The 11,621-nt window shown below is 52.8% G+C and carries 12 protein-coding genes; 9 read left to right on the forward strand and 3 right to left on the reverse strand.

All coding sequences use genetic code 11. The annotated features are described in order from the left end of the window. Positions 1–81: 81 nt before the first annotated feature. Entirely contained in the window at positions 82–1,821 is a 1,740-nt protein-coding gene (locus Q0P86_RS01815; protein WP_295037034.1) for a DUF4832 domain-containing protein, read from the forward strand. Between the two features lie 17 nt (positions 1,822–1,838). Here Q0P86_RS01815 and rpe read toward each other — a convergent pair whose 3' ends face one another. After that, positions 1,839–2,510, reverse strand: a complete 672-nt coding sequence (gene rpe, locus Q0P86_RS01820) for a ribulose-phosphate 3-epimerase (protein ID WP_295037036.1) — start codon at positions 2,508–2,510, stop codon at positions 1,839–1,841. Positions 2,511–2,635: 125 nt separating this feature from the next. On the opposite strand from rpe, the gene Q0P86_RS01825 reads away from it, so the two are divergent. From Q0P86_RS01825 to Q0P86_RS01845, 5 genes are all read left to right on the forward strand, one after another. Continuing rightward, positions 2,636–3,121 carry a glycogen-binding domain-containing protein gene (locus Q0P86_RS01825; protein WP_291022358.1) on the forward strand — a complete coding sequence of 162 codons (486 nt, stop codon included), beginning with the start codon at positions 2,636–2,638 and terminating at the stop codon, positions 3,119–3,121. A 293-nt stretch (positions 3,122–3,414) separates the two neighbouring features. After that, positions 3,415–3,693 carry a hypothetical protein gene (locus tag Q0P86_RS01830; RefSeq protein ID WP_295037038.1) on the forward strand — a complete coding sequence of 93 codons (279 nt, stop codon included), beginning with the start codon at positions 3,415–3,417 and terminating at the stop codon, positions 3,691–3,693. Positions 3,694–3,728: 35 nt separating this feature from the next. Next, positions 3,729–3,896 carry a hypothetical protein gene (locus Q0P86_RS01835; RefSeq protein WP_295037040.1) on the forward strand — a complete coding sequence of 56 codons (168 nt, stop codon included), beginning with the start codon at positions 3,729–3,731 and terminating at the stop codon, positions 3,894–3,896. 164 nt (positions 3,897–4,060) lie between these two features. Continuing rightward, positions 4,061–5,323, forward strand: a complete 1,263-nt coding sequence (gene lysA / locus Q0P86_RS01840; RefSeq protein ID WP_291022356.1) for a diaminopimelate decarboxylase — start codon at positions 4,061–4,063, stop codon at positions 5,321–5,323. Positions 5,324–5,626: 303 nt separating this feature from the next. Then, entirely contained in the window at positions 5,627–6,796 is a 1,170-nt protein-coding gene (locus Q0P86_RS01845) for a ribose-phosphate pyrophosphokinase (protein WP_072979047.1), read from the forward strand. A 108-nt stretch (positions 6,797–6,904) separates the two neighbouring features. Here Q0P86_RS01845 and Q0P86_RS01850 read toward each other — a convergent pair whose 3' ends face one another. Beyond that, positions 6,905–8,587 carry a putative transporter gene (locus Q0P86_RS01850; RefSeq protein ID WP_290991114.1) on the reverse strand — a complete coding sequence of 561 codons (1,683 nt, stop codon included), beginning with the start codon at positions 8,585–8,587 and terminating at the stop codon, positions 6,905–6,907. Positions 8,588–8,659: 72 nt separating this feature from the next. Continuing rightward, positions 8,660–9,226, reverse strand: coding sequence for an FISUMP domain-containing protein (locus Q0P86_RS01855; RefSeq protein ID WP_290991112.1), 567 nt, complete (start codon positions 9,224–9,226; stop codon positions 8,660–8,662). A gap of 116 nt (positions 9,227–9,342) precedes the next feature. Between Q0P86_RS01855 and Q0P86_RS01860 the strand changes: the two genes are divergently transcribed. From Q0P86_RS01860 to Q0P86_RS01870, 3 genes are all read left to right on the forward strand, one after another. Continuing rightward, the gene (locus Q0P86_RS01860; RefSeq protein WP_290991109.1) at positions 9,343–10,245 is read left to right on the forward strand and encodes a LysR family transcriptional regulator; all 903 of its coding nucleotides are present in this window, start codon (positions 9,343–9,345) and stop codon (positions 10,243–10,245) included. 32 nt (positions 10,246–10,277) lie between these two features. Further along, a complete protein-coding gene (rsmA, locus tag Q0P86_RS01865; RefSeq protein ID WP_295037045.1) occupies positions 10,278–11,066 on the forward strand; it encodes a 16S rRNA (adenine(1518)-N(6)/adenine(1519)-N(6))-dimethyltransferase RsmA in 789 nt (262 codons plus the stop codon). Positions 11,067–11,443: 377 nt separating this feature from the next. After that, the gene (locus Q0P86_RS01870; protein WP_295037046.1) at positions 11,444–11,617 is read left to right on the forward strand and encodes a hypothetical protein; all 174 of its coding nucleotides are present in this window, start codon (positions 11,444–11,446) and stop codon (positions 11,615–11,617) included. Positions 11,618–11,621: the final 4 nt, after the last annotated feature.

The raw sequence follows: 11,621 nt of genomic DNA on the forward strand, positions 1-11,621 counted from the left end.
CTATAAAAACGGCGGTCCACTTTAAAATAATATATATTACTATGGCTTAAGGCTGTGTCCGTTTTTTATTAGGGGGTGTCGATGAAGAAAATTTCTGTGATTACGCGGAATGTCGTGCAGATTGCCGTGCTCGGCATTTTCTTGTTTGCGACGGCTCCGCTCTTTGCGGCGGGTCTCGTGAAACAGTCTATCGATACGACCGACGCGATGGCGACGCTTGACAATTTCGACCGCGGATTCTATACGCCGCAGGTTCTGCATTTAGAACCTTCGGGCGGCAAGCCGATTGAAAAGCCGTATGGCAAGCTGTTGCACTTGCGTGCCGAGATTTCGGAATTCAGCAGCAATGCGTGGCTTTCGATTGATTCGACGGGCGGAAAGCGCGATACGGTGCGCGGCGTGAGCCAGGACTTGACCGAAGATGCCCTGAACGTTTTGCAGCAGACCTTCGACAACATTCGCGACTTTGGCGGGCATGTGATTGTGCGCGTCTGTTACGACCCGTGGTACAATGGCCGCAGCAACGTGACTCCGGCCCATGAATGGGTGCTGAAGCATGTGAAGCAGTTGGCGCCAGTGCTCTCGAAGAATACCGATGTGATTGTGGCGCTCGAAATGGGCATGCACGGTGCTTATGGCGAAATGCACAGCGATACGAGTATCACCTACGATCGCGTAGCTGAAGCGGTGAACCTGATGCTTCGCAATACTCCGCCGGAATTGAAGATTTTGACCCGCACAGGAAACTATTCGGCGAAGGTGCTAGGCTTTGACAACTGGGGAGTCGACTTCCACATTGACGGCGAGAAGTTTGCGGAGATTGCGAAGGCGAAAGGCGACACCATGTACCGCGTGGGAATGTTCAACGACGGCTATCTCGGAACGCAGTACGATTACGGCACCTGGGGCGCGGATTGCAAGACTTCCATCTGCCGCGAAGAAGGCGTGGCGTGGCTCGAGAAGTACGGCATCAATACCCCCTACGGCGGCGAGGCCTTGACGACGGCGAGCGGTTACGAGGTTATCAACACACCGGAATTTCTCGCGTACGAGGGTTTCCGTACGCATACGAGCTATTTGAATATTCAATGGAATAACAACCTCATTGACAGTTGGAAAAAGACGACCTTCAAGCAGAAGGATTTCGATTACGACCCGGCGCGAGTCGATTTGCTCTCGGGCTTCAAGTACATCAACGACCACCTGGGCTACCGCTTTGTACTGCGCGAATCGTGGCTGAGCGATACGGTGGGGAACGACGGCATTTTGCGTGCGAAACTCCGCATCCAAAACATGGGCTTTGGAAATTTGACGCGGAAGATGAAAGCCTCAGTTTACATTCATGGAATGGTTGATTTCGGCCCGCTAGATACAATTGCTGCACTCAATATCAATAAATCGCTAGATTCTATTGACTTCAGGAACGTGCATAGCCGTAAAATTGAAATCAGGGGCGCCGATACGGTGATGACCTTTGACGGCAACAACGAAATTGCGTTCGAAATAAATCTAGGGATGCATAAGGACTGGGATGGAAAACTGCTGGATGCCTACTTGAAGGTTTGTAGCGAAAAGAAAACGGATGACTGCATTCGCTTTGCAAATAACATGTCGTCTGAGGATTCTGCGAATGGACTCGAAAAAATCCATATCGGAAAATTTGTCATGGATAGCCGTGTAGAAACGTCTGCTTTCTTGCATGCTTTGCCGATACGCAATTCACTAAAGAAAAACGCCCCCTTCGTTCAGAGGGAGCGCCACAATGCGATTATCCGTGATGGCGAAAAACGCTATAAAGTAAATGGAGCCACGCTTAGGTAGATTTTTTTCGATGGCGCTTAACGGCGTTCGTCTACTTGGTAGGCTCCTACCTTGACTACGAATTCGCGGCACACGGCTTCGGGATCGCTCTTGCCGAAGATAGCGGAACCGACCACGAACACGTTCGCGCCGGCTTCTTTGCAGGCGAGGATGTTGTCGAGTTTCACGCCGCCGTCGATCTGGATGTTGAGTTCCGGCTTCATGGCGCGCAGTTCGCGAATCTTGTCGAGGCAGTAAGGAATCAGGCTCTGTCCGCCGAATCCTGGGTTCACCGACATCACCAAAACCATGTCCACGATGTCGAGCACGTACTTGATGCTTTCGAGCGGGGTTGCCGGGTTGATGGCCACGGCGGGCTTTACGCCGAGTTCTGCAATCTGGTGCAGCAGACGGTCCAGGTGGTTCGTAGTTTCGGCGTGCACGCTGATGATGGCGGCACCCGCCTTTGCAAATTCGCCCACGTAGTTCTCGGGTTTTTCGATCATCAGGTGGCAATCGAGCGGAAGCTTGGTTCCCTTGCCCACGCAGGCGGAGATTCCCGGGCCGAAGCTGATATTTGGGACAAAGTGTCCGTCCATGATGTCGAGGTGGACGAGGCCTGCACCACCGTTTTCGATAGCCTTGAGGCCGTTGCCGAGTTCGAGGAAGTTTGCGTTTAAAACGCTAGGGGCGATAATTTGCTTGAGCATAATCCAAATATAGAAAAACGTTCATCACGCAAAATTGCATATTGGTCGGGAAAGTAAACTTTTATTAGACAAATTCTGTTTTTTTTTGCTATCTTTGCGCGCAAAAACAACGCAAGGAGATTAATATGTCCAAAGGAACAAAGACTGTTGTAGCTAAGCCCGCTACCAAGAAGGCTGCCCCGAAGGCCGCTCCTAAGGCTGCCGCAAAGCCCGCCGAAAAGAAGGCCCCGGCTAAGAAGGCCGTTGCTGCAAAGCCTGCCGTCGAAAAGAAAGTTGCTGCAGCCAAGCCGGCTGCTAAGAAGGCCGCTCCTAAGGCTGCCACTAAGCCCGCCGCTCCGAAGGCTGCCGCTAAGCCCGCCGCTCCTAAGGCTGTCGCTAAGGCTCCCAAGAAGGTGACGGTTGTGTTCGAAGCCAACTGCCCGCTCGCAACGACCGTGTCCGTTGCTGGTTCCTTCAACAACTGGGCTGTTGACAAGGACATGCTCAAGAAAGACAAGAAGACCGGTCTTTGGACTGGCAAGATCATCCTCGATGCTGGCGATTACGAATACAAGTTCGTTTGCGACGGTCAATACTGGGACGAAGGTGACAACAAGGTCAAGCACGTGTAATTTAGGCGGAAAATGCATAAGCCGAGACAGCAACCAGGATTGGGCGCGGTCGGGGTTGGCGTTTGAAGCTTGAACGAGGTGATTGTCACAAGAATGGGCCTTTGGCTCTGCAGACGAGAGACTAAACGTCTCTCGTTTTTTTTGTCGATTAAATCAATTAGATGGACTAAAATGATTTCTTTCGCGTCTAAAGAGGAAAAAAATAGAAGAAAAATAAAAAATTACTTGACTTTGTTTTTTTTTGTTTACATTTAGTACAGATAGGTTGGTCCACTTCTTATAAGGAGATTACTATGGGCATTTTGGGAGATATTCTTGTAGGAACAGTTAAATTGATTGGAAAAGCCGGTGGGGCTTTGCTTGATGCTGCTGCAGATAAAGCAGAAACTGCTGCACGTACTGGATCCTATAATGGTCATCGGCTGAGTGATGCGCAAAGAGCTGAAATGCAGGCTAAAGTTGATCGGTATAGAGAAGGTCAGGCAAGACGTGATGCCATACGCCAATTTAAGGATATGGGGTTGGATGATGATGAAATTGAGGTTCGTTTGAAAGAAATGGGGTTGAAATAAGAAGACTAACTTTTACTTCATAAGGAGATAATATCATGTCACAAATGACACCCGAAGGAAAAGCGCGTTTGTTGGCTCTTACGAAAAAGAAAGCGGCCCGTGAATGGGCTATGGCTAAACAAGGCGAAGGTGGGCAACATTATGCTCGTGCAAAACATTTGTATGGGTGCTTGCAAAATATAGAGAACCATAAAACGAAATAATGAGGTTGTAACAAACGTGCCGGGCTGATCGCTCGGCATTTTTCATTTTGTGTAAAGTCAGCACAAATCCCACGCCATCCATTTCTCTTTCCCCAAAGCGAAGTGACCCCAAAGCACGTCAGTGCGACCTCATACCTCATAGCCATTTTCTAAATTTTCTCCGTATGACAAATTATTCCATCCCTCAAGAAGTTTTTGTGAAGGCTGCCGAACAGTACGGCACTCCCCTCTGGATTTATGACCGCGCTACGATTGAAAAGTGCGTGAAGGATGTCCAGGTATTTGACACCGTTCGCTTTGCCCAGAAGGCATGCCCGAACCTTTCTGTGGTTTCGCTTATCCGCAAGCTCGGCTGTGTGGTCGACGCCGTTTCTGCAGGCGAAATCGTGCGCGCATTGAAGGCGGGTTTCAAGGGCGGAGTCCAGAAGGGCAAGGCTCCCGAAATTGTCTACACAGCAGACATCTTCGACAAGGACGCTCTTGAACTCGTGAAAGAACACAACATCGCCGTGAATGTGGGCTCGCCGGACATGATCCAGCAGCTGGCCGATTTCGGTGTGAAGTCCGAACTCACCATCCGCGTGAACCCGGGCTTTGGCCATGGGCACTCCCGCAAGACTAACACCGGTGGCGATCTTTCCAAGCACGGCATTTGGCACGAACAGATCAAGGATTGTATCAAGCTAGCGCAGGCCAACGGCATGTGGATTACGGGACTGCACATGCACATCGGTTCCGGTACGGATTTTGAACACCTCGCTCAAGTTTGCGATGCCATGGTCGACGCTAGCCGTCGCCTGGGTAGCCACTTGCGCACCATCAGTGCAGGGGGCGGCCTCCCGATTCCTTACCACGAAGAAGACAAGGGCAACCGCATCGACGTGAACGCCTACTACAAGCTTTGGGACGATGCCCGCAAGCGCATTCAGCAGAGCATTGGCCACGAGGTTCACCTTGAAGTGGAACCCGGTCGCTATCTGGTGGCCGAAAGCGGTTACCTGATGGCTGAAATCCGCGCCGTCAAGAAGCAGGGCGACAACTTGTTCTACCTGGTAGACGCCGGCTTTACCGATCTCGTTCGTCCGAGTTTTTACGGTAGCTATCATGCCATTTCGATTATCGCCCGCGACGGTCGCGAACTCAACGAAACGGTCGACGCCGTCGTTGCAGGCCCGCTCTGCGAATCCGGCGACGTGTTCACGCAGGAAGAAGGTGGCTTCGTGGTGACCCGCAAGCTCCCGAAGGCGAAGGTGGGCGATTTGCTGATTCTCCATGATGCAGGCGCCTACGGTGCCGCCATGAGCAGCAACTACAACAGCCGCCGCTACGCCGCCGAGACCATGTACACCAACGGTGAACTGAAGGTCGTGCGCGAACGTCAGACGTTTGAGCAGCTTCTGCAGAACGACAGGATTATTGATTTATAAACGGCGCATTACGGCGTTTCCCCAAAGGGGATAACTCTCACTAAGAGGCTACGCCTCAAGTGTCGTATAGCTCGCTCCCTCACGTACGTTTTAGTACGCTACGGGAGCTCGCGCCTTGTCCTGCTTGTTTCTAAATCAATATCAAAATGTGAGCATCATTTTATTTTTAAGGCTTTCGTCAGAAATGGCGAAAGTCTTTTTTTTTGAAAAGTCGCCTATTGTAAGACAGCCTTGAATTCGGGTATTGAATTATTCTATATTTGCCCATACCAAATGGTTCAACCCTCAAATCAAGGCAACAAAATGTCAGATCGTTTTATCGTGACCGGTAACTTCACCGACGATCCGTTCGCCATCGATATGGCGCAGTACATCGGACTCCGTGAAGATATTTCCGACATGGTCTCTCTGAAGACCTTCGCTAACTCCGAATTCTGCCCCCGCTACATGCTGGATGTGGACGATATGGAACATATCGGCCGCCGCCTGGAAGGCAAGATCGTGCTGATTTGCTCGGTTTCGAACCATGAACGAAGCCGTAACGACTACGCCATGCGTAACTGCATTTTGGCACGTGCCGCCAAGGACAACGGTGCCGAACAGGTCGTCCTGGTTGAACCGGACCTTTTCTACAGCGCCCAGGACCGCGGTCCGCACCGCATCGGTGAACTCGAGAAGGATCGCCCGGACATCGACCTCAAGAAGTTCGACGGCCAGGCCTTCACGAGCCTTCTCTACGCCGAACTCCTCAAAAAGTCCGGTGTCGATGCCGTGGTCACGGTGCACAACCACAGCATCAAGGTGCAGAACCTGTTTGCTGAAATCTTCGGCAAGGACAATTTCCATAACCTGATTCCGACGGACGTCTACGCCCACTACATCAAGAACAGCAACTTTGTTCAGACTGGCAAGGACGGCAACAACCTCGTAATCGTTTCTCCGGACAAGGGCGCACGCCCGTTCATGAACGCCGTTTACGAAGCGCTCGACCTGCCCGAATGCAAGCGAGTGGTGATGGACAAGGTCCGTACCGGCGAACGTGAAATCAGCATGACCTTCAACCCGGAACTCTCCGACATCAGCATCGAGGAAATTGAGGGCAAGGACGTGATCGTGTTCGACGACATGGTCCGCACCGGTACGACGATCGTGCAGTGCTGCGAACACATCAAGAAGGGTAACCCTAACCGCGTGTGCTTCGGCGTGACGCACTTCCACACGAGCCCCGAAGCCCGTGAAAAGCTCAACAGCCACGCAATCGACGAAATTCTCACGACCTCGACTCTCCCGGATATCATGAACCGCGACTGCCAGGGCCGCCTCCGCAAGAAACTCACCGTGATGAAGCTCGGCAAGTGGATCGCACGCCATGTGATGCAGATGTACGGCTTGGATGACGGTCGCTTCGAGAAGGACTTCTACAAGATCGACATGAGTTCCAAGAACCCGCGTTGGCCCCCCCAGTTCTTTTGATTTGTAGGTGAATCTTAAAAAGGCTCCCCTTGCGGGGAGCCTTTGCTGTTTCTAGAGGGAGTACTCTGCTTAGAGTTTCGTCGTTGGATTGAATTTCATTCGTTTCGCCTACATCGCTTGCAGCAAGAGAATCGCGAGCACTTGTCCGCTCAAGATTCGTAGCAGCATGGTGAGCGGGTAGACCGAGGCGTAGCCGATGTTCACTGCTTCGCTGTCGGCCTGGCTGTTCGCGAAGGCGAGGGCGGGCGGGTCGGTGGTGGCGCCCGCGAGTACGCCGCAGAGCGAAAGGAAGTTGACCTTGAAGACCAGGTGGCCGACAGTAGCCATGATGGCGAGCGGGACGAAGGTGATGATGGCGGCGAGTCCCATGTAGTAGAGTCCGTCGCCGTTCAGGAGCACATCGAAGAACTTGATGCCTGCGTTCAGGCCGACGCAGCTGAGGAAGAGCGTGAGGCCGAATTCGCGGAGCATGAGGTTTGCGCTGTTCGCCATGAAGAAATTCAGCGGGCCAATCTTGCGTTTGCGGCTGAGGAGGATGGCCACGATCAGCGGGCCTCCGGCGAGACCGAGCTTCAGCGGTGTCGGCATTCCGGGGAGGGCGAGCGGGATGCTTCCGACGATGACTCCGAGGAAGATCCCCAGGAACGCGGGCAATATTTCGGGGTGGTCGAGCGCGGTGAGCGAGTTGCCTAGTTCCTTTTCGGCGGCTTCGATGCCTTCGGCGGTGCCGACGACTCTTAATTTGTCTGCGAACTTGATGCGCAGGTCGAGGCGCCCCGTGAACTTGAATCCGCTGCGGACCACGCGGCTGATGTTGACTCCGTAGCGTTCCGCGAGTGCAAGCGATTCAATGGTGCGGCCGAGAATTTTCTTGTTGGTGACGAGGATCGTCTTGACGACTATCGGCTTGTCGGCGTTGCTTGTTACATGTGTGATTGGCTTTTCGAGGCGGTGTCCGATAATCTTTTCCATGGCGGCGACCGCTTCGGGCATGCCCACGATATGCAGCTTGTCGCCTTCCACGATGACGGTATTTCCGTTCGGGGTAGTGATGTTCCCGTTGCGCAGGAGGCGCGTGACCACGACTCCGCTTGAAATCAGGTCGGGGATATCCTTGAGCGTCACTCCGAACAGGTTGGGATTGTCAACCGTAAGGCTGCAGGATTCGATTTCCTTGGCGTTCGCCGCGATGTCCTTGGCGTAGTTTTCGGCAGCCTTGGCCGGATTCTGCCTAAAGATGACGCGCATCAGGATCATTACCAGAATGATGCCGATGACACCGAACGGATATGCAACAGCGTACCCGATACCCGTAAGGGATGTGTCCACCCCGGCCGCGGCAAAGGCTGAGTTAGCGGCTCCGAGGGAGGGCGTGTTCGTGACGGCGCCACAGAGCATTCCGATGAGCACGGGTACGTTGTTATGCATATCAGTAAAGAAATACAGGCAGAGCGTCGTGATGACTCCGAGGAGAACGATGCCGGTCGAAAGGACGTTCAGGACCAGGCCGTGGCGGCGTATGGAGTCCATGAAGCCGGGGCCCACCTGCATGCCGATGGTGTAAACGAAGAGGATGAGGCCGAATTCCTGGATAAAGTGGAGGACGTTGCCTTCAACGCGGAGGCCGAGGTGTCCGAGCAGGATGCCCACGAAGAGTGCCCCTGCACCCCCGAGGCTGATTCCCTTGACCTTGATCTTGCCGACCATGAGACCGATGGATGCCGTGAGGGCGATGGCGATAACTTGCTGGGCGACGGAGGGCTTTGTAAATAAGTCGATGAGCCAGGTCATTATTTCCTCTTTCCGAATGTTTTTGAAATAATATTACTTTATTTCATCTAATTCTGATTCTTGAATTCCGAATTATTTCTTAATGCAGCGGACAGAGGCGAAGATATTCTTGTTGTAGTGTTCGAACGTCGTGCGGGTGTTGGTGACGCGTGCGAGATAAGCCCTGGAATCGTCATACTTGTCGCTGGTCCAGAAACTTGCGCTGGCATCCTTGTCGGCGAATTTGCCGTCGTAGTACTTGAAGCCGGCGAATTGGAGATTGAATCCGGCGGCGTCCTTGAGGGCATCGGCGTTCTTGTCGGCGAAAGCGGCCTTGTAGTCTTCGAGGGTAGGGAGCGTCCAGCCGGTGGGGCAGAGGTTGTTATTGGCGGCGTTCCAGGTGTAGAGTCGGCCGGTCGACTCGCAGTTTGCGTGGTTGTTGTCGTAGCAGGAGCTGGAATCGGGAACATAGACGGCCATGTTTTCGGCGGTCCAGATCTTGTTGGCGATCTTGACGGTTTTGTAGACCTTGTCGGGGCACGAAAGCGTGTTGGAAGCTTCGTCGTAGTTGCAGGTGTTGGCCTGTTCGCAGGCGGTAAAGGTGGCTACGGCGCACAGGGTGGCGGCGATGGTCGTGATGGTCTTGGAAATCTTTTTCATAAGTACTCCTTTGTTTTCGCGAGCAAATTTAGAACTACCGATTCATATTGTCTAATAGATTATTTATATTTAATTAATCAATAAAATTGATGAATTCTTCTTGGTAATAAAATCGTATGGAATTGACGCATCTCAAGTATTTTCTGGCAGTCGCCCGCACCGAGCACGTGACGCAGAGTGCCAAAACCCTTTGTATTGTGCAGCCTGCGCTTACGCATGCCCTCCACAAGCTTGAAGAGGAACTTGGGGTAAAACTGTTCAAGACGCAGGGGCGAAACATCAAGCTGACCGAAATCGGGGAATATTTTTATAAGAAAGTCAAGCCCCTTTACGAGGACATTGAATCGCTTCCGGCTCAGCTCCGTGCCATGGAAAACGAACAGTCCGCGACGGTCAACTTGAATGTGCTTGCGGCGTCCTCTTTCGTGACGAATGCGGTGATTCTTTACAAGCGGAATGATCCTGATTTGCGTTTTAACTTGGTGCAGAACGAAGAAACGACGCTCTATGATATCTGCGTGCGCACCTACGCCAATTACAAGGCTTCTGCCCGCCACTACGGTGGTGAAGATTCCGAAGAGGAAAGTTTCGTCTGCACCGAGAATATCTACTTGGCGGTGCCGAATACGGCCCAATACCGAAAGCGCGACAGTATCAGCCTCAAGGAATTGCAGAAGACTAATTTTATCGGCCTTTACGGTTCCAAGCAGCTGCGCAGCATTTTTAACGAGTATTGCGAACGTATCGGTTTCAAGACGCACATCACCTTCGAAAGCGACAATGCGCTTGCCGTGAAGGATGCCATCGCGAGCGGCATCGGTGTGGGGTTCTGGCCGGAGTTTTCGTGGGGGCGCGTCAATAACCGCCGAATCCGTCTCCTGAAGATTACGGATGCCGAATTCAAGCGCGACATCGTGATTACGCTGCGTAAGAACAAGCAGGATAATTCCCGCAGCGAACGCTTTTACCAGTTTTTGACGGGGCTGTTAAGGCGCGCCTCCAGCCGCAGGCGCGGTTAGGCGGAGCGTCGGTATTTGCTATCTTTGCCGATATGGATAGAGCACGTCGCCGTAAGTTTGGTCAGAATTTCTTGGATATTCCTACCGCGCAGATGATTGCGGGTGATTTGCCTGCGCAGGCGGGCGAGGCCGTGCTGGAGATCGGCCCTGGGCACGGCGCGTTGACGGAACACTTGCTCGACCGCGCCGTGCAACTCACTGCTGTCGAAATCGACGAGCAGTGTGTCGAATTTTTGGAACAAAAATTCCAGGGCCGCGAGAATTTCCGCATCGAGAATATCGACTTTCTCAAGTTCGACCTCCAGGCATTCCTCGAGGCGCACGAAAAACCGTGGGTGACGGGAAACCTCCCGTACAATGTGTCGACCGCCATCATCGCGGGGCTGATGCCGAAACTGCATCTGACCAAGGGTTTTATGGGAATGGTGCAGCTGGAAGTCGCCGAACGCATCTGTGCCGCTCCGTGCAGCAGTAACTACGGCAGTTTGTCTGTACTCGTATCCGCTTACGCCGACACGCAGATTTTGAGGAAGATTGGCCCCGAACATTTTACGCCGCGCCCGAATGTCGATAGCGCCACCATGCTGCTTACGCCCAAGGCGGATGCGCTGCAGGCTCCCGAAGGTTTCTTCGACTTTGTCCGCGCCGCGTTTACGCAGAAACGCAAGACGCTCGCCAATTCTTTCGGCCGCGCCTACGACAAGAAAAAAATCCAGGAAGCCATCGAGCTGCTGGATTATCCGACGACGGTCCGCGCCGAGGAACTTTCCCCCGCGCAGTTTTTGGAATTCTATAGGGTAATAGGAGACAAAGAAAAATGACAATGTCAAAATATCTCGCGAGTGCCGCATTGGTACTCGCTTTTACTTCTGGCGCTTTTGCGCAGTAAGGCGGAGCGCCTGTATACACCACCCAGCAGGTCCCGTATACGCCGGCGCCCACGGTAGAACGCGAATCCAAGGTGTCGCTGTTCATGGGTGCCGATCTCGGCTATAATATGACATGGCAGGGCTATGACGAGGATAGTGATTACGTACGGGGATGGCGAAGGAAGGATTGTCCAGTCGTCTGAATTTGACGGCAGCGGTTTTATTCGTATATAGAAGTCTCGGCTGGCGTCGGCCTGCATTACTACGATGATAACTACGCTTCTTTGGTGGACCACGAATTTTCGGGGCCGTTGTTCCTGAAGTTTGAAATGGGAAAACTGTTCCCCATCGGCAAGACATGGAATGTCGGCGTGGGTGTTGCCTGGTCGATGGATATCGAAGGGCAGTGGGAATTGTCCGACACCCAGGATGTCAGCAAGTCCGATATTGCCAATACGTTGTGGTTTGGCGTGAAATTTGCCCGCAAGAAGAATAAGTTCTAGCGAG

The organism is uncultured Fibrobacter sp., from assembly GCF_946062555.1.
Lineage (GTDB): Bacteria > Fibrobacterota > Fibrobacteria > Fibrobacterales > Fibrobacteraceae > Fibrobacter.

Coding starts and splice junctions, on each gene's coding strand:
- Q0P86_RS01815 (WP_295037034.1), top strand. CDS start 82: ATGAAGAAAATTTCTGTGATTACGCGGAATGTCGTGCAGATTGCCGTG.
- rpe (WP_295037036.1), bottom strand. CDS start 2,510: ATGCTCAAGCAAATTATCGCCCCTAGCGTTTTAAACGCAAACTTCCTC.
- Q0P86_RS01825 (WP_291022358.1), top strand. CDS start 2,636: ATGTCCAAAGGAACAAAGACTGTTGTAGCTAAGCCCGCTACCAAGAAG.
- Q0P86_RS01830 (WP_295037038.1), top strand. CDS start 3,415: ATGGGCATTTTGGGAGATATTCTTGTAGGAACAGTTAAATTGATTGGA.
- Q0P86_RS01835 (WP_295037040.1), top strand. CDS start 3,729: ATGTCACAAATGACACCCGAAGGAAAAGCGCGTTTGTTGGCTCTTACG.
- lysA (WP_291022356.1), top strand. CDS start 4,061: ATGACAAATTATTCCATCCCTCAAGAAGTTTTTGTGAAGGCTGCCGAA.
- Q0P86_RS01845 (WP_072979047.1), top strand. CDS start 5,627: ATGTCAGATCGTTTTATCGTGACCGGTAACTTCACCGACGATCCGTTC.
- Q0P86_RS01850 (WP_290991114.1), bottom strand. CDS start 8,587: ATGACCTGGCTCATCGACTTATTTACAAAGCCCTCCGTCGCCCAGCAA.
- Q0P86_RS01855 (WP_290991112.1), bottom strand. CDS start 9,226: ATGAAAAAGATTTCCAAGACCATCACGACCATCGCCGCCACCCTGTGC.
- Q0P86_RS01860 (WP_290991109.1), top strand. CDS start 9,343: ATGGAATTGACGCATCTCAAGTATTTTCTGGCAGTCGCCCGCACCGAG.
- rsmA (WP_295037045.1), top strand. CDS start 10,278: ATGGATAGAGCACGTCGCCGTAAGTTTGGTCAGAATTTCTTGGATATT.
- Q0P86_RS01870 (WP_295037046.1), top strand. CDS start 11,444: ATGGGAAAACTGTTCCCCATCGGCAAGACATGGAATGTCGGCGTGGGT.